This is a genomic window from Pseudoalteromonas sp. 31A1 (genome assembly GCF_011378815.1).
Taxonomy (GTDB): Bacteria; Pseudomonadota; Gammaproteobacteria; order Enterobacterales; family Alteromonadaceae; genus Pseudoalteromonas; species Pseudoalteromonas arctica.
The window spans coordinates 310,057-331,763 of sequence record NZ_WTKY01000001.1 but is presented as its reverse complement, the minus strand read 5'-3'; the positions used below and the strand labels follow the sequence as shown (position 1 = coordinate 331,763).

The 21,707-nt window shown below is 39.5% G+C and carries 18 protein-coding genes, 5 tRNA genes and 1 pseudogene; 5 read left to right on the top strand and 19 right to left on the bottom strand.

What is annotated here, in order from left to right; genetic code table 11:
- Positions 1–462 precede the first annotated feature (462 nt).
- The 3 genes from GQR52_RS01560 to GQR52_RS01550 all read right to left on the bottom strand — a co-directional run bounded on the left by GQR52_RS01560 (position 463) and on the right by GQR52_RS01550 (position 4,873).
- A complete protein-coding gene (locus GQR52_RS01560; protein WP_165727229.1) occupies positions 463–1,839 on the bottom strand; it encodes a Na+/H+ antiporter NhaC family protein in 1,377 nt (458 codons plus the stop codon).
- A 190-nt stretch (positions 1,840–2,029) separates the two neighbouring features.
- Positions 2,030–3,688, bottom strand: coding sequence for a penicillin binding protein PBP4B (gene pbp4b, locus GQR52_RS01555; RefSeq protein WP_165727228.1), 1,659 nt, complete (start codon positions 3,686–3,688; stop codon positions 2,030–2,032).
- A 9-nt stretch (positions 3,689–3,697) separates the two neighbouring features.
- A complete protein-coding gene (locus GQR52_RS01550; RefSeq protein ID WP_165727227.1) occupies positions 3,698–4,873 on the bottom strand; it encodes a DUF1343 domain-containing protein in 1,176 nt (391 codons plus the stop codon).
- Between the two features lie 333 nt (positions 4,874–5,206).
- On the opposite strand from GQR52_RS01550, the gene GQR52_RS20665 reads away from it, so the two are divergent.
- Both GQR52_RS20665 and GQR52_RS01545 read left to right on the top strand, forming a co-directional pair.
- Positions 5,207–5,344 (top strand): hypothetical protein, encoded by a 138-nt coding sequence (locus GQR52_RS20665; protein WP_346774272.1) that lies wholly within the window; start codon positions 5,207–5,209, stop codon positions 5,342–5,344.
- A gap of 24 nt (positions 5,345–5,368) precedes the next feature.
- Positions 5,369–6,190: pseudogene (locus GQR52_RS01545) on the top strand (IS110 family transposase); the annotation flags it as partial.
- 390 nt (positions 6,191–6,580) lie between these two features.
- Here the strand turns inward: GQR52_RS01545 and GQR52_RS01540 are convergent.
- The 11 genes from GQR52_RS01540 to xerD form a co-directional block, all read right to left on the bottom strand.
- Positions 6,581–6,657 (bottom strand) — tRNA-Arg (locus GQR52_RS01540).
- Between the two features lie 116 nt (positions 6,658–6,773).
- A tRNA-Arg gene (locus GQR52_RS01535) sits at positions 6,774–6,850 on the bottom strand.
- Positions 6,851–6,901: 51 nt separating this feature from the next.
- Positions 6,902–6,978: transfer RNA gene (locus tag GQR52_RS01530), tRNA-Arg, on the bottom strand.
- Between the two features lie 74 nt (positions 6,979–7,052).
- Positions 7,053–7,129 (bottom strand) — tRNA-Arg (locus GQR52_RS01525).
- Positions 7,130–7,167: 38 nt separating this feature from the next.
- Positions 7,168–7,260, bottom strand: a tRNA-Ser gene (locus GQR52_RS01520).
- A gap of 128 nt (positions 7,261–7,388) precedes the next feature.
- The gene (locus GQR52_RS01515) at positions 7,389–7,571 is read right to left on the bottom strand and encodes a hypothetical protein (RefSeq protein ID WP_165727226.1); all 183 of its coding nucleotides are present in this window, start codon (positions 7,569–7,571) and stop codon (positions 7,389–7,391) included.
- A 330-nt stretch (positions 7,572–7,901) separates the two neighbouring features.
- The gene (lysS, locus tag GQR52_RS01510) at positions 7,902–9,437 is read right to left on the bottom strand and encodes a lysine--tRNA ligase (protein ID WP_165727225.1); all 1,536 of its coding nucleotides are present in this window, start codon (positions 9,435–9,437) and stop codon (positions 7,902–7,904) included.
- A 26-nt stretch (positions 9,438–9,463) separates the two neighbouring features.
- Positions 9,464–10,562 (bottom strand): peptide chain release factor 2 gene (gene prfB, locus GQR52_RS01505; protein ID WP_165727224.1). Its coding sequence is split into 2 segments (ribosomal slippage): positions 9,464–10,486 and positions 10,488–10,562, totalling 1,098 coding nucleotides; the frame shifts between segments, so codons are not numbered across the junction.
- A 143-nt stretch (positions 10,563–10,705) separates the two neighbouring features.
- Complete coding sequence (recJ, locus tag GQR52_RS01500; RefSeq protein ID WP_165727223.1) at positions 10,706–12,427, bottom strand: single-stranded-DNA-specific exonuclease RecJ; 1,722 nt, start codon at positions 12,425–12,427, stop codon at positions 10,706–10,708.
- Positions 12,428–12,507: 80 nt separating this feature from the next.
- Positions 12,508–13,236 (bottom strand): bifunctional protein-disulfide isomerase/oxidoreductase DsbC, encoded by a 729-nt coding sequence (dsbC, locus tag GQR52_RS01495; protein WP_024596174.1) that lies wholly within the window; start codon positions 13,234–13,236, stop codon positions 12,508–12,510.
- A 63-nt stretch (positions 13,237–13,299) separates the two neighbouring features.
- Positions 13,300–14,226 carry a site-specific tyrosine recombinase XerD gene (xerD, locus tag GQR52_RS01490; RefSeq protein ID WP_165727222.1) on the bottom strand — a complete coding sequence of 309 codons (927 nt, stop codon included), beginning with the start codon at positions 14,224–14,226 and terminating at the stop codon, positions 13,300–13,302.
- Positions 14,227–14,320: 94 nt separating this feature from the next.
- Between xerD and fldB the strand changes: the two genes are divergently transcribed.
- Positions 14,321–14,842, top strand: coding sequence for a flavodoxin FldB (fldB, locus tag GQR52_RS01485; protein ID WP_007583764.1), 522 nt, complete (start codon positions 14,321–14,323; stop codon positions 14,840–14,842).
- A 350-nt stretch (positions 14,843–15,192) separates the two neighbouring features.
- Here the strand turns inward: fldB and GQR52_RS01480 are convergent, their stop codons facing one another.
- The 4 genes from GQR52_RS01480 to GQR52_RS01465 form a co-directional block, all read right to left on the bottom strand.
- Positions 15,193–15,660, bottom strand: a complete 468-nt coding sequence (locus GQR52_RS01480) for a YHS domain-containing (seleno)protein (RefSeq protein WP_165727221.1) — start codon at positions 15,658–15,660, stop codon at positions 15,193–15,195.
- Positions 15,661–15,799: 139 nt separating this feature from the next.
- Positions 15,800–16,246, bottom strand: a complete 447-nt coding sequence (locus GQR52_RS01475; protein WP_165727220.1) for a DUF2147 domain-containing protein — start codon at positions 16,244–16,246, stop codon at positions 15,800–15,802.
- A gap of 154 nt (positions 16,247–16,400) precedes the next feature.
- Positions 16,401–18,110: a DUF4153 domain-containing protein gene (locus tag GQR52_RS01470; RefSeq protein WP_165727219.1), complete on the bottom strand. Its 1,710-nt coding sequence runs from the start codon at positions 18,108–18,110 to the stop codon at positions 16,401–16,403.
- Between the two features lie 61 nt (positions 18,111–18,171).
- Complete coding sequence (locus tag GQR52_RS01465) at positions 18,172–18,870, bottom strand: methyltransferase (RefSeq protein WP_165727218.1); 699 nt, start codon at positions 18,868–18,870, stop codon at positions 18,172–18,174.
- 75 nt (positions 18,871–18,945) lie between these two features.
- Here GQR52_RS01465 and srmB point away from each other — a divergent pair, with 75 nt between their 5' ends.
- Together srmB and GQR52_RS01455 are read left to right on the top strand one after the other, a co-directional pair.
- Complete coding sequence (gene srmB / locus GQR52_RS01460) at positions 18,946–20,172, top strand: ATP-dependent RNA helicase SrmB (RefSeq protein WP_165727217.1); 1,227 nt, start codon at positions 18,946–18,948, stop codon at positions 20,170–20,172.
- A 272-nt stretch (positions 20,173–20,444) separates the two neighbouring features.
- Positions 20,445–20,765: a BON domain-containing protein gene (locus GQR52_RS01455; RefSeq protein ID WP_165727216.1), complete on the top strand. Its 321-nt coding sequence runs from the start codon at positions 20,445–20,447 to the stop codon at positions 20,763–20,765.
- A 93-nt stretch (positions 20,766–20,858) separates the two neighbouring features.
- Here the strand turns inward: GQR52_RS01455 and GQR52_RS01450 are convergent, their stop codons facing one another.
- Complete coding sequence (locus tag GQR52_RS01450) at positions 20,859–21,542, bottom strand: hypothetical protein (protein ID WP_024592854.1); 684 nt, start codon at positions 21,540–21,542, stop codon at positions 20,859–20,861.
- Positions 21,543–21,707: the final 165 nt, after the last annotated feature.

Below are 21,707 nucleotides of genomic sequence, written 5' to 3'. Positions count from 1 at the left end.
AGTGTGGATTTACAGCCTTATATGAATTATACCAATCCGCAATAATACTTAGTCATTTTGCGGGGCTAAACGTGTCGCTACCTGCGTTAAAAAATTCTCATTTACGACTGCATGGATGCAGAAGGTAGAGCAATGCAGGAGCAATTGCCGAGAACAACTAAATAGCGAATTTTTTGCCTAGCTATCAACACGTTTTTCCAGCCTCAAAATAGATTACTTAATTAAGCGAATTGGTATTAAAAAGTAAGAATTTATAGCTAACAAAAAGCTTAAAGCTCATGCTATACAATAACCTAAAAAATATAAATACGGGTACTTAAGTCTATAATTAAATAGTTTTTCTAATAACTATAGAGCCTTTTAGTTTGGTATTGCTTGGCTCTATATTAATTAGCTTTATTTATTTTGAAAACAAAAAAGCCTGCAATTAAGCAGGCTTTTAACTATTTAAACTATCGTATTTTATAAAACAATAATGCTTGTTATTAAGTACGCTAAAAACGTAAGGCCACCACCAAATAAGGCATACGGTAGCTGCGTTTTAACATGGGTGAGTAAGTCACATCCCGATGCAATAGCCGATACAGCGCTGGTGTCGGATATAGGCGAGCAATGATCGCCAAATATACCACCACCCAAAATAGCACCTACCACAAGCGATGGCGGTAAACCTAGCGCTTGAATAAGTGGCACACCAATTGGGATTAATATAGCGAACGTGCCCCACGATGTACCCGTAGTAAACGACATAACCGCACCAGTTAAAAACAGCACAGGTACTATTAAGTAAATAGGTAGGTAGTCGCCAACAAGTGACGCTACAAATACGCCAGTACCCAACTCTTTTAAGCTTGCGCCAAGTGTAAGCGAAAGCAGTACAATGGCGACCAGTGGCATTAATTCGCCCATGCCTTTAAAACCGGTATCAACTAATTGATGGTGCGTAAATTTACGCGAACCAATCATTAAAAAGTAAGCGACAACAATGGCTAAAACCGTTGCGTACAATACTGACTTAGAGCCACTACCCTCTGCCAACACACCATTACCGGTGTAATACATAAAGCCAACCATGCTGGTAATGAGCGTAATAAGCGGGATTAACATGTAACGCGCTTTAGAGGCTTTTATTTCATCTTTTAAGTCGGTTGTTTGAAGCTCTAGTTTTTCTTCGGCTTCTTTCATTGGGCCGTGCACTTTATCAAACGCGATGGTGTAAAAAACAATGATAAGGGTGATTATGGCGTAAAAGTTATACCCTACGCTGCCCCACAAAACCGATACAGCCGATTCACCTAGCTCGTAGTTACCTAACAAACCAAGTACAAATGCACCCCAGCCGTTAAGTAGTATTAAAATACACACTGGCGCGCTGGTGCTATCAATAATATACGCTAAACGCGCTCGGCTCATTTTAAATTTATCGAACAAGCCACGCGATAAAATACCCGAGGTAAGTACGCTCAGGTTAGATTCTATAAACACCGCAATGCCGGTAAACATGGTTAAAAAGCCCACTTGGCGCTTACTTTTTGCAACACCTTTATTCATTAGCATATTAACAGTTGCTGCAACGCCGCCAGATTCGCGAATGTAGGCAAGCAATGCACCAATTAAAATACTAAATATTAATATGCGTGTATTACCTGGCGAGCTGGCAACCGAAATAATACGTTCAATGGTATTTAAAAAAGTATCAAACAAGCTATTACCTTCGCCCTGCAAGGCGAGTAAAAACTCAGAAGAAGCAACGGCAACAAGTAGCGCCATAATCACTTCTTTTCGCCAAAACACGATAGCAATCGCAATTAGCGGCGGTAAAATAGAATACCAATGCATAAAAAGTTAACCTTAATTATTAGCGAGTAGCCTCGCTTTGTACGCGTTTTAACGCTTATTTGTTAAGCCTAACAACATAAACCGGCTTAGTTTTATAGACCGCTTAGCTTAATGGATTGGCTTACTCAAGTCACCTGTAAATAAATCACTTGGAGTGGCTCAGTTAGTACGTTTTAACCTATACGATAGCTTATTGATTTAGTAGTGCTTCATAAATAAGCGACACTACCGAACCGTACTGTGCGGTTTCAAATTGTTTACCCGTAAATTCGTAACGTTTTTGCGAGCCTTTAATTGCACTATGGCGAGCATTGGTAAGTAAAACAATAGCTAAGTCGTAAGCGGGGTCAATTACGGTCACTGTCCCCGTCCAACCTGTGTGTCCATAAGCCTGCGCGCTTGCATAAGGGCCAAAATGCCAGCGCCTTGCTTGGTTGTTACCAGCAAGCCTAAAGCCAAGCCCGTAGGTTTCGTCGCTTGATTGCGGCGTTAAAAATTGCGCTAAGGCGCTTGCACTAAATAATTGTTGGTCGCCGTAGCCACCATTATTTAATAATAGCTGGCAAAGCACGGCTAAGTCATGAGCGTTACTAAATAGCCCCGCATGCCCTGCTACGCCATCAAGCGAGTAGTAAGCGCGCTCGTCATGCACTTGGCCTTGTAAAACAGTGGTGCGAATATTATCAAACTTAATACGCCCGTCTCGTGTGTTGCCGCTAAGCTCGGTGGCTGCAAATTGCTGCGGCTTAAAGCCTTTTTTAAGTGGATTAAATAACGTGTTAGTTAATTTTAGTGGCGCATACACGTGCTGCTCTAGGTATTGGTCAAGGGGCTGCCCAGTGATACGCTCAATTAGTACGCCTAAAATCATGTAATCAATATCTGAATAAATAGGCTGCCCAGATGATTCACTGCTAAAAGGCACGCTGGTAAGTAATAGCTGTTTGGTGGTTTTACTATTTAGCGAATAAAACGCGTCGCCATTGCTGCCATCTTTACGGTGAAAGTCAAATACTGGCGGATATCCGGCGCTGTGTGTAAGTAAATCTTTTACTGTGCGTTGTGAGCGCCCTTCGCCTTTATATTCGCTTAGGTAGCTTTGTACGGGTTTATTAATATTTAATAGCCCTTCGCTTACTAATTTCATAAGGGCAAAGTTGGTGGCAAATATTTTGGTGTTTGAAGCAAGGTCAAACAAGGTATTAGTTTGCATTAGCTCCGGGCGTAACAGCATTAAGTCACTTTGCTGATATTGCTTTGCATCGCCATAAGCAGTTAACTTTATTAGCTCGCCATTTTTAACAACAGCCAACACAGCCCCAGGAAAACCCGCTTTTACATCGCGATTTATTAACGCATCCACTTCGCTAAAATCTACATTTTTTACTGGATCGTCGCTTAAAGTAGGAAATGCAAAACGCAGCGTTAAACTTGCGCCAGCAGGGAGAATATTTTCAACTTTAAAGGTATTAACGCCGTTGTGAGTGTTTTTTGCCAAGCTGTAATTGTATAAGGTGTTGGCGCTTAGTTGGTTAACGTCGAGCTTTTGATTATTAATGTAAATATCGGCGCTTTGTGCGTTGTGGTTTTGTATTAATAATTGCCCGCGCCCTTTGTAAGCTTTAAACGTTCCTCGGTTATTTACATAAAACCGGCTACTTGGATTTACCTCAGGAAACGTTACAACCACTTGTGCGTTAGGCAGTTCTACAAGTTGGCTTTTTGTAAGTGTTGGCAGCGAGTTAATTGGCTCAAGTGGTGTAGTGCAACCCACGGCAATAAAGCTTAACGCCACTATAAATGCTGTTTTTATATAACTACACCTTTGATTTTTTAAAGTATTAAACATGGGCAGCCCTTATTTATATAGCAAGTAAGGCGCTCTTTGCGCTTTAAATTGTGCAAGCCCCGCCTGCCAGCTTTGCTTTATTTGCGCCTCTGATTGCCCTGCTTCAATAGCTAAACGTAGTTTATTAGTACCCGCTAGTTTATCCATAAAGTCAGCGCGTTCAAAAAACGAGATGTTATTTTTACTAAGCTCCGTGTACGCATTTATTAAGTAAGTTAAATTTAAACCTGTAATATTTGCTTGTCTTAAATCGAGCCCTTGTACGGTTTGGTTTTTAAATTTAGGGTTTAAAGCAGCGCCTTTAATTGCGCGCGGTGTAAAATTAAAATCACCTAATGCAACTGGCGAATAGCCAATTACCTGAAATGCAAAGTCGGTACCTCTACCAATGCTAATAGGCGTTGCTTCAAAAAAGCAAAGTGATGGGTAAAGTGCAATGGCTTGATCGTTAGGTAAATTAGGGCTGGGTTTTACAGGTAAGCTATACGTACTTTTGCGAGTGTAATGATCAACAGGGATCACAGTTAATTTTAAATCGGCCGCTTTATTGATCCAGCCTTCGCCTTTGATCATTTTAGCCAGCTCGCCAACGGTCATACCATGCAATACAGGAATGGGGTGCATGCCTACAAACGATTTAAATTCTGGCTCTAATATTGGCCCATCAACGTAAGCAATATTTGGGTTGGGTCTGTCGAGTACTAAAAATTTTATCCCCTGCTCTGCAGCGGCTTCCATCATGTAGTGCATAGAGCTTATGTAGGTATAAAAACGTACGCCTACATCTTGAATATCAAAAATAATGATATCAACATCAGCTAAAGCAGCTTGGCTTGGTTTTTTATTTTTACCATAAATAGAAATAAGCGGAATACCGGTTTTGCTATCAACGGCATTTTTTACATGCGCGCCCGCATCGTGATCGCCCCTAAAGCCATGCTCAGGTGCAAAAATTTTAATTATATTAATATTTTTAGTCAGCAGAGCATCTACTAAGTGAGTTTGCCCTACCGCTGATGTTTGATTGACCACAAGCCCTATACGTTTATTTTTTAACTGCGGTAAATATTTAGCATATTGATGCGCACCAACAACAAGTGAGTTATTAGCTTCGTTGGCTTGTGCGCTTGGAATGAAAATGGCGCTAAAAATAAAAAATAACGTAATAAATAGGGTTTTAAACATACTGCAATATCCTTTTAAACAAGGCGTTTAAAATAACATAGGTAATAATAAAGAGCAGCTTTAGAAAGGGGTTAAGTGGGCTTGATTAGGCTTTGAATGGATATAGTAATTAGAAGCTGCGCTTCTCACGCGAGCAAGCTCAGCGTCTTGTATCTCTCATTGATAAATGATTAGCTATCATTTATCACATCGAAGTCAGTGAGCTTGCCTGTGCGTCTAGTATTTAATACTGCTCCGTAGATAAGGCCCTGACTTTCTATTCTCAGAAACTGAATGGTATTCAAGCACACTTTTTTTAAGTAGATGCTGTATGTACAAGGGGAGTAAGTAGAGATGATGTTTATCGGCATTGATATTAGTAAAGAGAAGATTGATTTATCGTGGTTGAGAGACCAGCTTACAAACAAAATTAAAACAAAAGTCTTTAAAAACAAGAATCAAGACTTTTTAGCAATAGAAAAATGGCTTTAAAATACAACTAAAAGCGCTGCTAATGAGCTCGTTATCACCCTCGAACCAACGGGTGTTTATCATGAAGCACTGATGTATTTTTTACACGAGCAAGGCTTTAATATTATTTTAGCGAATCCCGGTAAAGCTAAAAAGTATGCAGACGCTTTAAACATAATTCATAAAACAGACAAATCTGATGCAACGATGCTTGCTCATTACGGCTGTGCTAAGCACGCAGTCGTTAGTTATTGGCAACCTGATGCATTAGAAGTTAGAGAGCTTAAAGCCCTTATCCGTCGTTTAGATGCGCTTGAGAGTAACCGACAACGAGAAGCTAACCGATTAGAAGCAAGTGAATTCAGCAACGTTTCAGCACGTGTTTGCCAATCGATAAAAGTGACTATCGCGTTTTTAGACGATGAAATTAAACAGCTTAAATCTGACATTGATAACCACATAGATAATGAACCTGATTTAAAAAGAAACAGGAAACTACTTGAGTCTATCCCTGGCATTGGGCCCGTATTATCGAGAGAGCTGACGTATTTGTTTGCGGCTAAAAAATTTAATAAAGCCAAAGAAGCGGCAGCTTATTGTGGATTAATCCCACGGCATAATGAATCGGGTAAATTAAAAGGGCGAACATCAATCAGTAAACTTGGGCCAGCCAGAATTCGATGCAAACTTTATATGGCGGCCATTGTTGCAGGGCAATGGAATAAAACAATAAAGAGACACAAGTTAACGTTAATAAACAATGGTAAAACACCGATGCAAGCTGTGTGTGCAAATATGCGAAAGCTAATTCATATATGTTTTGGTGTAATAAAAAACCAGGAAGCGTTTAAGCTCCAAGAAAGTTAAATACGGCCTTGAAGCTTAAAATGAGAGATGGTATCTACAACGGGTTATTAAACTCGGTGTCTTCAGAGGGCCATCTGCCAGTTTCACTTTATTTCAGGCACAAAAAAACCGACTTATTGTCAGTTTAGTATGAAAGTGGTGGGCGCAGGACGTATCTTGTAAGAGTGAACCTCCGACTTCTTGGTTCTCAATCCTCCTAAACTCTACACTTCACTTTATTTCAGGCACAAAAAAACCGACTTAATGTCGGCTTAGTATGAAAGTGGTGGGCGCAGGACGTATCTTGTAAGAGTGAACCTCCGACTTCTTGGTTCTCAATCCTCCTAAACTCTACATTTCACTTTATTTCAGGCACAAAAAAACCGACTTAATGTCGGCTTAGTATGAAAGTGGTGGGCGCAGGAGGATTCGAACCTCCGACCGCTCGGTTCGTAGCCGAGTACTCTATCCAGCTGAGCTATGCACCCACTTTCATAGATTGCTTATTTAAACTCTAAGCAGAGCGTATAAATTCAGGCATAAAAAAACCGATTTCCATCGGCTTATTTTTCTTACACTTTAAAAGTGTATGAAAACATGAAAGTGGTGGGCGCAGGAGGATTCGAACCTCCGACCGCTCGGTTCGTAGCCGAGTACTCTATCCAGCTGAGCTATGCACCCACTTTCATTTTTACTATTACTTGTTTTTACTCTAAGTGAGAGTCTATAAAGTGGTGGGCGCAGGAGGATTCGAACCTCCGACCGCTCGGTTCGTAGCCGAGTACTCTATCCAGCTGAGCTATGCACCCACTTTATAGTTTACTTATTTTAACTCTAAGTAGAGCTTTTTCTTATTTAGACTCTAAGCAGAGTTATTAAAGTATGGTGGGCGCAGGAGGATTCGAACCTCCGACCGCTCGGTTCGTAGCCGAGTACTCTATCCAGCTGAGCTATGCACCCATACTTTAAAACTTTACAAAACACGCCATTAAAAGAAATGGTGGAGAGGGAGGGATTCGAACCCTCGATAGAGCTACAAACTCTATACTCCCTTAGCAGGGGAGCTCCTTCGGCCACTCGGACACCTCTCCGTCTTGTGGGGCGTATAATAAAGATTTCAGAAAATATGTCAAACACTTTTCTACCAAAAACGACTATATGGTTACAGATTGCACATATGCTTGGTTTAAAAGTGTAATTAGTTTGAAATTTAAGCGGGTTACGTATTTTTATTTGAAGGATTAACACCTAGCACAGGAACTAAGTCATCCGTTAACTGAGCCAAATACTGTTCTTGGTAACCTAATTGTTGAAATTCGGCAATACAAGCACGGTAGTAAGCATCTCGTTCTTGCTCTGTTGTGCATTCTTCTGATAAATCATCTACTCGTTTATCTTTCATACTATTATTCTAAGTCCTTTAAGAATCTATATTAACTGCTAAATACTAAGCAGTTTAAATTTCGTGCGTATTTTAGCTAAAACCTTTACATTAATACAACATATGTTTAAAAAACAATCATACTAAAAAGTTATAGCACTGTTAGTTTTAATATTAAAACTGCCAATAACAATAAATTAGCGAAGCTGAATTGCACATTAACCAGCACTAATAACTACATTTAATTTTTAGTGTAGTACTTATTAACTAAAATAACAAAAGCCGATTTAAAAAACAAAAAAACGCCGCTATTAAGCGGCGTTTATTAACTTACTTTGTTCTACCAAAAGCTTAGTCAGCTTGCGGACGCATATGCGGGAACAAAATAACGTCTTTAATTGTTGATGAGTCAGTAAACAACATTACTAAACGGTCAATACCAATACCTTCACCTGCAGTTGGCGGTAAGCCGTACTCAAGTGCGCGTATGTAGTCTTCATCGTAATGCATTGCTTCATCATCGCCTGCGTCTTTCTCTTCAACTTGGCGAGTAAAGCGCTCAGCTTGATCTTGTGCATCGTTAAGCTCAGAGAAACCATTTGCAAGCTCACGACCGCCAACAAAAAATTCAAAACGGTCTGTAACAAATGCATTGTCGTCGTTACGGCGTGCAAGTGGCGATACTTCCCACGGGTAGCCAGTAATAAACGTAGGTTGAATAAGCATGTGCTCTGCTGTTTCTTCAAATATTTCACACAAGAACTTACCAGGCCCCCAAACGCAGTTTTCTGGAATTTTAACGTGCACTTGTTTAGCGTACGCTTTTAATTCGTCAAAGTGGTTTTCTGGGTCATTAAATACCGCAGCATCAAACTCAGGGTTATATTTTAAGATAGCGTCCGCCATGCTTAAACGTGTAAACGGTTGGCCAAAGTCGTACTCTACTGAGTCAATCACTTCGCCGTTTTCGTCTTTAGTTGTATTAACTACAACTGCACTACCAAGTACGTTTTCTGCAACTGTACGTAGCATGTCTTCGGTGATGTTCATCAGGTCGATGTAATCAGCGTATGCTTGGTAAAATTCAATCATTGTGAATTCTGGATTGTGACGCGTAGATAACCCTTCGTTACGGAAGTTACGGTTAATTTCGAATACACGGTCAAAACCACCTACCACTAAGCGCTTTAAGTAAAGCTCAGGCGCTATACGTAAGTACATGTCGATATCAAGCGCGTTATGGTGAGTTACAAACGGACGCGCAGATGCACCGCCAGGTATAACCTGTAGCATAGGTGTTTCTACTTCCATAAAGTCACGGTCTGCTAAAAAGCGACGAATGCCTTCAACTACTTGCGAGCGAATACGGAATGTTTCGCGCGTTGCTTCGTTGGTAATTAAATCAACGTAACGTTGGCGGTACTTTGTTTCTTGATCTGATAAGCCATGGAATTTTTCAGGCAACGGACGAAGTGACTTAGTTAATAATTGATACTCAGTCATTTCTACGTATAAATCGCCTTTACCCGATTTATTTAGCGCACCTTTAACACCAATAATATCGCCAGTGTCTAGTTGACCATATTTTTCTTTAAGATCTTTTTGAACATCTTTAGATGCATACGCTTGTACGCGACCTTTCATGTCTTGAATTACAAAAAACGGTCCACGCTTTGCTAAAATACGGCCAGCGATAGACACAACTTCTTGCATCTCTACTAATTCTTCTTTGCTCTTATCACCAAACTGGGCTTGCAAATCAGCCGTGTAATGCTCACGACGGAATTGGTTTGGATGACCGTTGGCTGGGCAATTTTCGCGTATAGCGTCTAACTTGCCGCGACGCTCAGCGATTAACTTGTTTTCGTCTTGGATTTTATCAGTCATTTTTTAGCTCTTTATTAGCTTGGTGGTTATAGGCCAGATTTAAGGCTGGCTTCAATAAATTTATCTAAGTTACCGTCAAGTACCGATTGGGTATTACGGTTTTCAACGCCTGTGCGTAAATCTTTAATGCGTGCGTCATCAAGTACGTATGAACGAATTTGACTACCCCAACCAATATCAGATTTCGCGTCTTCTTGCGTTTGTTTTTCAGCATTTTGCTGTTGTAGCTCAAGCTCAAATAATTTAGCTTTTAACTGCTTCATCGCTTGGGCTTTATTTTTATGCTGCGAACGCTCGTTTTGACACTGTACTACGGTATTTGTTGGTACGTGCGTAATACGAACCGCCGATTCGGTAGTGTTAACGTGCTGACCACCCGCGCCTGATGCACGGTAAACGTCTATACGTAGGTCTGACGGATTCATATCAATTTCAATATTATCGTCAACTTCTGGGTATACAAACGCAGAAGCAAATGAGGTATGACGACGACCACTTGAATCAAATGGGCTTTTACGCACTAAGCGATGCACGCCCGTTTCGGTACGTAACCAACCGTAAGCATATTCGCCAACAAAGCGAACTGTTGCGCCTTTAATACCAGCAACATCACCGTCGGTCGCTTCAACTAGCTCAACTTTAAAGCCTTTAGCTTCGCCCCAACGTAAATACATACGTAGTAAAATATTACACCAGTCTTGAGCTTCAGTACCGCCAGAGCCAGATTGTAAATCAAGGTAAGCATCATTTGAGTCGTGAGGACCGCTAAACATACGACGAAACTCTAAACCTTCTAACTGCTCGTTTAAATCAGCAAGTTCAGTTTGTGCTTCAACAAAGGTATCTTCGTCTTCAGCTTCTACTGCTAGCTCAAGTAAGCCTTCAACGTCGTCTGTACCGGCTACAAGGTTGTCGATTGTTTCAACAACCGCTTCCAATGCTGATTTTTCACGGCCAAGCGCTTGTGCGCGTTCAGGCTCATTCCATACGGCTGAATCTTCAAGCTCGGCGTTAACTTCTTCTAAGCGTTCTTGTTTAAGAGCGTAGTCAAAGGTACCCCCGAAGCAATTCAGTACGTTCGCGAATTTCCTTGATTTGATTAATCACAGGATTCACTTCAAACATGTACATCACTCCAAAATGGCTAGGTAATTGCGCCCCTTAAAATGGGATTTTCGCAATAAATTATCGTCAAATGATAAAAACGCCCGATTTTAACAAAAAACCGCGCGCTTTATTAGCATTTTATGCATGATATTACATATTTTTTAGTGCACTTTTTCAAGCTCTCTAACTATTAATTGCAGCGTAAATTTACCTCTAAACTCATTTATATCGAGCTGGTACGCTACTTTTACAAATTTAGCCTCGGTGTCGGGCCATTCTTTTACATCAATACCAAATGCGATGGCGTCAACTAATCGACCTGATTGATGTTTTAACACCAGCTTTAAATGTTTTTCGCCAACTATGCGCTGCTGTATTATTTCAAAGGTATGCTCAAACACCGGCTCAGGAAATTGCTGTCCCCATGGGCCAGATTGCTTTAATAGCTGGGCAAATTCCATGGTAAAGCAGTCGTTTGGCAGCTCGCCATCGGTAAACACAATACAGCGTTTACTTTCTTCGCTAAGTTGAGCGCTAACAGCAGCGTCAAACGCTTTTTTAAAGTCGTTAAAGTGCTGCTCGTTAATACTTAAACCTGCAGCCATTGCATGACCACCAAATTTATTAATTAAATGCGGATCGGCAGTGTTAAGCCCTTCGAGTAAGTCGCGCATGTGCAGCCCTTCAATAGAGCGGCACGAGCCTTTTATTTCACCATTTTCGCCACCAGCAAATATAACAGTCGGGCGATGGTATTTTTCTTTTAAGCGACCAGCCAAAATACCAATAACGCCTTGATGCCAATCATCTTGAAACAAGCAAATGGCATCAGGAATGTTATCGTCGCTAAATGCGAGCCTATCGAGTACAGCTTGCGCCTCTGCTTGCATGCCCTGCTCTATTTCGCGCCTTGCAAAGTTTAAGCTATCGAGCTCGCCGGCTATACTACGCGCTTGGTTTATATCGGTACTGAGTAAGCACGCTATACCCAAACTCATATCGTCTAATCGCCCTGCTGCGTTTAAACGCGGGGCAAGCGAAAAACCAAAGTCGCTAGCACTCAAACGTGCGGCATTGCGGTTAGCCACTTCAATAAGGGCGGTAATACCTGGGCGTGTTTTACCACTGCGAATACGTGCTAAACCTTGATGCACCAACGTACGGTTATTTGCATCAAGTGCCACTACATCGGCAACCGTACCAAGCGCTACAATATCGAGTAAATTTGCAAGGTTAGGTGGCGACTGTTGCTCAAAATAACCTAAGTCTCGCATTACGCTTCTCAGTGCTATTAGTAAGTAAAAAGCAACGCCAACGCCTGCAATCGATTTAGACGGAAAATCACATTCATGCCTATTTGGATTTACTATTGCATCTGCATTTGGCAGTTGCTCACCTTGTAAGTGGTGATCTGTTACCAGCACTTTTATGCCAACCGCTTTTAAAATATCAATACCGGCAATACACGATATGCCGTTATCTACGGTGATCACTAAATCAGGTTTTATTTGTACTATTTGATCTGCAAGTGCGGGGCTTAAGCCATAACCTAAGCTAAACCTGTCAGGAATTAAGTAATCTAAATGCTTAAAGCCAAACATCTCAAGGCCTTGCATTAAAGTTGCAGTGCTTGTTGCGCCATCGGCATCAAAGTCGCCAACTATTAAAATATGGCTTTGTGCTTTTAATGCTTCAATTAATAAGTCACTGGCTTTGTCGATGTCTTTAAACAATTTAAAGTCGTGAAGCGTCGCTACGCTGTTATTTAGCTCTTCGGCATTGAATACATTGCGGTTAGCATAAATTTGTTTAATTACAGGGTGTAAATTACTCGGGAGATGCGAGTCGTCAACGTTTTCACGCGCAATGATTAGTTTTTTCATGCAGAGTTTTAACTTATTGAGTCGTATTAAAAAGACAAAAAAAGGCCATTAAGGCCTTTTTAATAATGCTACGCGTTTAATTACGACGCTTTGTTCGCTTCTAATGCTGCTTTTAGTGCTGCTGCTGGCTGGTAACCAGGGATCATCGTACCATCTTCTAAAATAATAGCGGGTGTGCCGCTAATACCAAAGCTTTGACCTAATTGGTAATGCTCTGCAACCGGTGCGCTACAGCCTGCAACTACTTTAGTGCTTGTGCCCGATTTAGCTTCTGTTAGTGCTTCTTGCTGATCGCGTGCACACCATACGTTCATTAAATCTGCGTAACCTGAACCTTGTAAGCCACCACGTGGAAACGCTAAGTACTTAACGGTAATACCCGCATCAAGTAAATCGTCTAACTCGCGGTGTAATTTACGACAGTAACCACAGCTAATGTCGGTAAATACAGTAATGCTGTGTTTTTCGTTTGGCGCTTTGTACACAATCATCGATTCTTCGTATTCTTTAAGACCTTCAACACGCACGCCATTTAATGCTTGCTCTGTTAGGTTATTACGATTATTTAAATCAATTAACGTACCTTGCATTAAATATTGACCATCTGGACTTGCGTAAAGCACGCCCTTATTAGTGATCAATTCTTTTAAACCCGCTACGGGGCTTGGATTAATTTGCTTTACAGTTACACCAAGCTCGGCAAATTTAGTAATAATAGGATCATTAGCATCTGGTGTTACAGCAACGCCATTTGCAAATGCACTAATACTTGTGCACAACATGGCACCTGCTAACATTAATTTTTTCATAACTTCTCTCTATCCTAAAAATACTTAATATATTGACCGGCTTAATGATATTTAATTTCAAACTTACGCACGTGGATGATGCTGCGCATGTACCGACTTTAACCGTTCATTGGCAACATGGGTATAAATTTGCGTCGTTGATAAATCGCTATGGCCCAACATCATTTGTACCACACGTAAATCTGCCCCATGATTTAATAAGTGCGTAGCAAAAGCATGACGCATAGTATGGGGCGATAAGGGAGACTCAACTGCTGCCAAAATAGCATAGTGTTTAATTCTATGCCAAAAGGTTTGTCGCGTCATGCCTACTCCGCGTTTAGACGGGAACACAAAATCGGTGGCGTGTTTTATCATTTGCGCACGCCCACCCTTTAAAAATTGCTCAAGCCAATACATGGCTTCTTCACCCAGTGGAACTAAGCGCTCTTTATTACCTTTACCTTTTACAAACACCACTGCTTGGCGCAAATTAATTTGCTCCATGCGCAGTCCAACAAGCTCACTTACACGCAAACCCGTTGCATAAAGTAGCTCTAGCATGGCTTTATCGCGCAGTCCCATCGCTTCTTCGGTATTAGGCGCATTTAATAATGCCTCAACTTCGGCCTCTGAGAGTGTTTTAGGTAACGACTGCCCTGCTTTTGGTTGAGAAATATTTAGCATGGGAGTATCACTAATTAGTTTTTCACGCACAAAGTACTGATAAAAACGCTTAAGCGCACTAATGCTGCGCGCAGTACTGCGTGGTTTTAAACCTAAGTCAACTCGGTGAGCTAAGTAACCCTCTACATCAAGCCCGGTTACCGTCATTAAATTTTGCCCTTTTAAAAATAGGCAAAACTTATCTAAATCACTGCGATAAGCACTTAATGTGTTTTCGCTTACGCCTTGCTCTAAGTACAGGCTATCTAAAAAGGTTTCTAGGTAGTCGCTATTACTGCTCATACTGCTGTTATTTTCAAAAGAATCGTCAGATAGCGTTGTCACATTATGCTCTCATGCTTTGCTAAGGTATCAATTAAAAATACCTTACGGTAAACTTGAGCCTATCATATCAGGCAATTACACAGTGATAAATACGATGCAAATTGGTTTATTTTTTGGTTCTACTACGTGCTACACCGAAATGGCAGCAGAAAAGATTCGCGACATTATTGGTGCCGATATAGTTACCCTGCACAATATTAAAGACGAGCCACTAAAAAATGCAGAGCAGTATGACTTTATCATCTTTGGTATTTCAACATGGGATTTTGGTGAAATACAAGAAGACTGGGAGTCAAAGTGGGACGACATAGCCGACGTAAACCTAAACGGTAAAACCATTGCTTTATTTGGCATGGGCGACCAGCAAGGTTACGGGCAGTGGTTTCAAGATGCGCTAGGCATGCTGCACGACGAAATAAATACGCAAACATTTACTCAACTTGGTTTTTGGCCAAACGACAGTAGTTACGAGTTTGAAGCTTCAAAAGCATTAACGCCTGATGGCAAACAGTTTGTAGGACTCGCACTCGACGAAGACAGTCAATACGAGCTAAGCGACGACCGTATTGCAACGTGGGTTGAACAGGTAATGACTGAATACGGCGAAACGCTTTAATTTACTTATCAATACTGACAAATAAAAAGCAAAAAGCCCGCAACTAGTTTAGCTGCGGGCTTTTTAATTAGGGCGTGTTGATCTTTGGTGGGTGAATTTGCAGCAGTATGTTTGGTTTTTAGGCAAGGCAGAGCCTATGTAGTGTGGTTATTCCCCATAAATAGGCGATAACGCAGCATAAATGCCAAACATGCACTGCCCTCTGGGTTCTTTTTAGGGGCGATCAACTCTTTGTTGCTCGGTTTTTACTTAGCCCACTAGGTTACAAACCTCGCGCCGCGATTTAATCGCCCCTAGATTGAACAAATTTCAATCCACAAAGATCAACACGCCCTAGCAATATGAGTAATTTATTGAAACGTCATAACATTGGTTGTTTGTGGGTAGTACCCATCGGCCATAACAATGTACGGCAGTAAATTACTTAGCCATTTTTGCTGTACGCTTTGGCTGTAATTTAAGTAAAGCTTACCTTCGTGAATATAAAATGCTTCTGGGTCTATACCTACAGCATTGCCCTCATCGGCCATCGCATAAGCGCACCATCCACCGTATTGCGGTGCATAACGCTTAGGGTCTTCTGCAAATGTGGTTTTGTTTTCTTCACTCGAAAAATGCCAGTCGGCACCTAAATAATTAAATGTGTATTTACTGCTGCCTTTAACTGCTTTATTTTGGGTAAAGTAAGCAACGCTATCGTACCCTTTAATAGCTGTGTTATTAAACCACCCCGTATTTACAGCATCATCCTTTGCATTTGCTACACCGCTTATTAACAGTGTGCTTAGCATCATTAAAGCAACTACGTACTTAATCATCTTCTTTCCTTTATTATTTACTCAAAATTTAATGCCAATTAAATATGGCTGGCTTAATGAGTAAGAAAGGCAAAGCGCAAAAATGATTTCAGTTAACGGTTAATTATTTAACGCCCAGTAATTAAATAAGCAGTAAAACTTACTCTACTCTTACCCAATATTGGTTGCGGTAAAAAAAGCCAATGTAGCCGCGTACTTCAAGCTTTTTACCTTCCTCTTGCGGGGTTAGTTGTAAGGTATAAGTTTTGCCATTTGTTGGGTCGAGTATTTCACCGTCTCCCCAGATGCCATCATCCTGTGCTTTTACATCTTTAATAATAGTCATGCCAAGAATAGGTTGGTCTTTTAACTCATCATCGCATTTACTGCATATATCGTTTTGTTTTGCAGGATCAATGATTTTGTCAACGGTACCGCTTAATACACCGTTGGTTTGAGTAATACGTACATACGACTTAGCTTGGTTTGTATCTTCATCAATGGTTTTCCAAAGGCCTACTGGCGTAATAGCAGCAAACACACCTTGGCTTGCAAAAATGGTGGCTGTTAACGTGCTAAGTAATACTAATTTATTTAACTTTTTCATTATGTTGCCTTTTAAATTAAGTGGCTAATGGCTAAATCATATCAGGTGATTTATAAACACACTATTAAAGCATCTTACCTAAAAGCAAAAAACCTAAACTAATAATCATTAGTTTAGGTTTAAGGGGCTGTAGCATAAAAAACAAAGTAACGTATTACCTCACTTTAAAAACAACATCCCCTATTTTTAGATTTGAATATTCAGGCTCAACTAAAGATAATTCATTATTATCAATCATGCTTTTAAGGTATCTAATCTCTTCAGGATTTTCGACATTCATATACTTTGAGCGCCACTTACCCATGTCGAATAACCAGAAATATGCGGCTATATTTTCATTACTTTCGTCAATCACTATAAAATCTAGCTCATCATCTTTGTTTAAATCCATGCCAATGAAATAGTAAGTATGTTCTTTTAAAGAGTTACGATCGTAAAAATGTTGTTCAGAAAATACTGCCTCTATTAAGCCTTGGGGTATTAGCGCTTGTGATGGCCAAAATACACTGCGCTCAATAAAATCATCGATTGTGTGTTCAAGCGTTAAAGCAAACTCATTATTTACATACATCCTATCGATAATAGCGTATTGCTCTGGGTGACTCGTTTCAATTTTCTGTTTTAATAACTGCATAGCTAAATAACCTTGACGACCTAAGCTGTACTCAAAATAGTAATAATCAAACTTTTCTACTGTTACTTTACCTGCATCTAAACGCGCTATTTGGCTGTTTGTAGATAAGCTTTGAAAGTTTAATAAAGGAGAGTTAACAACAAGCATACTTACAAGTACAACCCAGCCCATCACAATATTTATTTTGCTAAGCGGCTCTAGCCAATTATCTCTCTTTGTAATTATTCCAACAAGATAACTAAACGAAAAACACGCCAATAAAAACCAAATTAAAATACCCCAACAACGATCTACCGTTAGCCCATGCTGATCTACCCGTAAGTAAATTCCATAGGCAGAAATAACACTATAAACGGGAAGTAACGCAACGCTTATAAAAACGAGTCGATGCAAGAGCAAGTAATAAGGGCGAACTGATGAGTCATCTTTATAAACTGTATTAACAAAAAATAAGGTGAGCACCTGCAGCCACATTACTAACAAACTACCACTTCCGGTTTCCCATAATTTATTGAGCCCGGTAAAAGGAAGTGTTGCTAAAAAACCGAGAGAAATAACTGATAAAACAGGAAGTAAAAACTTAATTAAAGTTTGTAGTAAAAAAGCGATATTATCTTCAATGTTCAAAAGCTTTCTAAATATGATACTCGCAAAGGCAAATGCGAGCGTTAAGATTGGGATCCAAAACCATTCATTTCTTAGTAGCTCAGAGAAAAATTCTATATCTAAAATATCAAATAAAGCCGCACCTAAATTTAGAATTCCCCAAAAAATAAGCACGAACAGCCAGCATTCCCCAAAAATTATAAAATTGCGCCAAGAAAGCTTAAACAAACGACTGTAGCTAACATTTTCCGAACTACCAAATTGTTGAATGTACATAAGGCCTTTAAAGCCAGCTATTAAACTAGTAAAAATAAAAGCTGACATTAAAGTGTTATTACTTACGTACTCTTGAGGCTCTTGCTGAAAGCCTGCATACGCACCCAGTAAAGATAACAACAAGGAAAAAGGAAGGATTAAAAGTAACGACGTTTTTATATTATTTTTATTAACAGTCATTAGCATTAATAAAGGAAAGCTCATAGAAAATGTAATAAGTGAGACTAGCCATGTAGGGCTTGTTGCTGGCCACACATTGTTTTCTATACTGCTATATAAAAGAGTAAGAGCAATAGCCTGTAATACAGCAAGTGTAATTATAAAGGGTTTAGGTATCTGACTATCCATATCTGTTCTCAGCGATAAGTTTTAGTTAGTTTGCGTTATTCGTTCCTATTTTACAATTGCTTCACATTTTCAAATAAAATGCTTTGCACAGGGCTATATAATCAGCCGTGTAGGTATTATCTAAGTTTCTAATACACAGTGTTGATGATTCTATATCGCTTTTTACGTAGCTAAATGTCATTAAACTGCGGCTAATATCTTTATTTGGCGTGGCTTTCACTTGGCAATGAGTATTTAAATAAAGCCCATTTTGAGTAGCAAGCTCAATAAATAGCACGCCTTCAACTCTCGGGAGTATTAAGCTAAAGCGAGAGCTTCTATGGCTTAAACGTTTAAACGCATTAATTAACTCTTCAAAACTTAGGCCGTCGGTATGGCGTGCGGTATTACGCGCAACATTATCGCCTTTTAAACTGTGATTAAAATACGGTGGATTAGAGATAACCACGTCAAATTTAACTTCACTACTAAAGCTTTGAATAGTTTGGTGCGTAATACTTATAGTTGGCCACGGGCTATTAGCTACATTTTGTAATGCTTGGGTATAGGCGCTTTCGTCAATTTCTACCGCAGTTATATCAAGCTCATTACTGCGCTGCTTACACATTAGTGCTAGTAAGCCGGTGCCGGTGCCTATATCAAGTAATGACTTTGCACCGCTTAAATTAGCCCATGCGCCAAGCAAAATGCCATCGGTAGAAACTTTCATTGCACAGTGGTCGTGTTCAACTTTAAATTGTTTAAATACAAAACCAGACATTTTTTCACCTTTTCATTCACCAAGCGCAGCATAGCGCGTATAATCAGGGTAATTGTCCCTTATTTTAGACACTCTATGCAATTTTCTGAATTTGATCTTGATAACAAGCTACTCGATGCCATTAATAAAATGGGCTACGAGACGCCAACCAGCATTCAACAACAAGCTATTCCTGAAGCACTACAGGGGCGCGATATTTTAGCATCTGCGCCTACTGGTACAGGTAAAACAGCGGCATTTTTAATTCCGGCTATTCAGTACTTACTGGATTTCCCACGTCGTGACCCTGGTTTTGCGCGCGTACTCGTTATGACCCCGACTCGTGAGCTGGCTTATCAAATTCATGAACAATGTGAACTGCTAGCTAAACGCACACACCTAAAAATTGGTGTAGTAACAGGCGGTATTAACTACGGCACGCATAAAGAAATTTTTGAAAAAAATAATGATATTTTAATCGCCACACCAGGTCGATTAATGGAATACCTAGAAACCGAAAACTTTCATGCTGAACACGTAGAAATGCTTATTATTGATGAAGCAGATCGCATGTTAGATATGGGTTTCAAAAAAGAAATGAGCCGTATTTGTGACGAAGCTAAAAATCGTCGCCAATGTTTTTTATTCTCAGCAACACTTGAAGGTGACAGCGTAGAAAGGTTTGCTGAAAAAACATTAAACGACCCTGCACTGCTTGAAGCTGAATCGTCACGTAAAGAAAAAGCTAAAATTCACCAATGGGTACATTTAGCCGACGACTACCATCATAAACTTGAGTTGTTAGTTAATACGCTAAAGAATCCTGAAGTAACTAAAGCGATTGTGTTTGTTAAAACTCGCGAACGCTTAGAAACATTGATTGGTGAACTTACCACTAATGATGTAAAAGCAGCCTGGTTACGCGGCGAAATGCCACAAGACAAACGTATGAAAGCCATGGAAAACTTCCACAGTGGCAAAACAAGCATATTAGTTGCTACCGACGTAGCTGCACGTGGTATTGATGTGTCTGACATCAGCCACGTTATTAACTTTGATATGCCGCGCACTGCCGACGTATACGTACACCGTATTGGACGTACCGGCCGTGCTGGTAAAAAAGGGATAGCAATATCGCTAGTTGAAGCACACGATATTGGTATTTTATATAAAGTAGAGCGCTACGTTGAACAAAAATTAAAACGCCGTGTAATTAGAGGTGTTGAGCCACAGCATAAAGAAGCTAAGCCACCTGCTAAAAAACGTAAAGATCCAGTAAAAATGAAAGCCAAGAAAAAGGCGAAGGTTAAAAAGAAAAAGTAACCTAAAACATTTTTATACTAAGCCGACTTTTGTCGGCTTTTTAATGCAAGCCTTGCAGGCTCTGCTGTTTGTATCTGTTACATATGTAACCCAAGCATGTAACTCATACTCATTTAAATGTAATTATTGCCCACCTGAATTCTCACTTAATAAAATATCCTTATATTTCAGTGCATTAATTATGGCATCGAAATTGTAATAACAAAGGTAACCTAGCCGATGGAATTTCCATATTGTGGCTGCACTATTCACCGTAATGTAAGGATTAAGTTATGAACCGCTTCAAGTTAACTATCGCTTTAGTATCATTTTGTTGTTTATTTTTATTAGCTTGCGCTACAAAAGTAAGTGCAGCAACCAACATGGCCGTAGTAAGCAGTGTAGCCACTCAACCTAACCTACAACAAGCTATCACCAACACCCTACGAACTAATCCTAACCTAGTGTTAAGTGATATTCGTGTGCAGGTAAAAAATGGTGAAGTAGATTTATACGGTGAAGCACAAACTGGTTTTCAGCGCGCACTAGCTCAAAAGTTTTTAGAAAATATGGATGGCGTAAAAATCATTCGTAATAAAATTAGCGTTATTTAATACGCACCACATAAACTTATTTGTATAACTAATTCATAAGCGCGGCTTGTTACTCCAACACAATCTGCGCTTTTTTATATTTATTTTTTGTAGTTATTTCAATTTATCTAGTTGTTGAATAACATCACTTAATTTAAAACTACTTTTTTGTGAATTAAAACTTTCAACAAAAACTTCTTTAAAACTGCTTACCGTAGAATCTTCATTTAGCTCAAAAGGAAAACCCTTAAGTTCCTTTGTTTTTGGGTTAAACTTATAAACAAAATTGTCACCACTTAAACCCGCTGAAAAAACGTAATGATGATTATCAACCCATCCTGCCGCGCCATGAAATAGAGCAATATTTATTTTATCGTTTTGAGTATGTACGCCGACTTTAACTACATTATTTTTATTGAATGCGGCTTTTGTTATCTCTTTACTGGGGATAAACCAAAACCCTTTTGTATTACCCACAAACACAGCTAAATATTCATTATCAGGTGACCAAGTGATAACGTTACTTTCATAACTTTTTCTAGGGCATAAAACATCATCTGAGCTACAAAACTCTCGTAACTTCTCTTTTTCAATATATGCCGCTTTATTTGGTAAGATTAATGTAGAGGTAAGGTTTTTGTTTTTATCGAGAAAAAGTATTTCAGCGGTATTGTTATCTATATTTAATTTATAACTCACATCATATTTAGCATTATATTCGTTACCTACTGAAATAAAGCTAATAACTAGGCTTGAAAATAAAATTATTTTTGTAAACCATTTAATCTTTAACTTCATTTGTTTGTAATCCTAATATCTAAAAAAATACACCTTGTATAACCAATAATTGCATAATAAATAGATAAAAGGGAAACTTACCTTATAAAAAATACGTTACAAAATCTGCTGAAGAAAATAATTAATGAATAAAGAAAAGTGACTTGAACTAATTAAACAGCGCAT